At 37.7% G+C, this 665-nt stretch carries 1 protein-coding gene; it reads left to right on the forward strand.

Annotation, left to right across the window (positions count from 1 at the left end; all coding sequences use genetic code 11):
* Positions 1–30 precede the first annotated feature (30 nt).
* Positions 31–537 (forward strand): helix-turn-helix domain-containing protein, encoded by a 507-nt coding sequence (locus L2735_RS19905; protein ID WP_248986315.1) that lies wholly within the window; start codon positions 31–33, stop codon positions 535–537.
* The last annotated feature ends 128 nt before the right edge of the window (positions 538–665 follow it).

A 665-nucleotide genomic window follows, 5' to 3' on the forward strand; every position in this document is an offset into this window, starting at 1 on the left:
ATACCAATCCGCAATTAATTATGATCTAATGTGTTCATCATTTCCAAATCATTTTATTCTTTGAAAAACTACACACCTATTGAACTAGTTAAATTATCAAAGTCAGAAAAAGATGCTCGTATGCGCATTCGCATATTGGCCATTTCATGCTTTTTGGAATGCCACAATCGCGCTCAAGTTGCTCGCCAGTTAAAGGTAAGTCGTCGCAGTGTCAATGAATGGGTTAAGAACTACCTAAATACTGGCATTGATGGTTTAAAAGCTAATATGAACTCGACAAATGCGAATAAACTCGACGACCAGCAAAAGCAAGCTCTCTATCAATATATAGACGAGTTAAGCCGCTCCAGACAAGGTGGAAGATTAACGGGTATAGATATTCAATCTTATATAGAACAGCAGTTTGGGATCCATTACCATCTAAATCATGTATATAAAATATTGAAAAGTATTGGCTTAAGCTGGATTACAAGTCGCTCTAGGCACCCAAAACAATCCTTAGAAGCTCAAGCTGAGTTTAAAAAAACTCATTTCTAAAACGATCGCAACGATCCCAGTGTATATCCCTTTAGACACTGTCGATATTTGGTTTCAAGATGAAGCTCGATTTGGACAACAAAATACAACAACCAAACTTTGGGCTCCAAAAGGCTCTCGACCCAGAG

Origin of the sequence: Shewanella olleyana (assembly GCF_023283825.1) — a bacterium.
In the GTDB taxonomy this organism is placed as follows: Bacteria; Pseudomonadota; Gammaproteobacteria; order Enterobacterales; family Shewanellaceae; genus Shewanella; species Shewanella olleyana.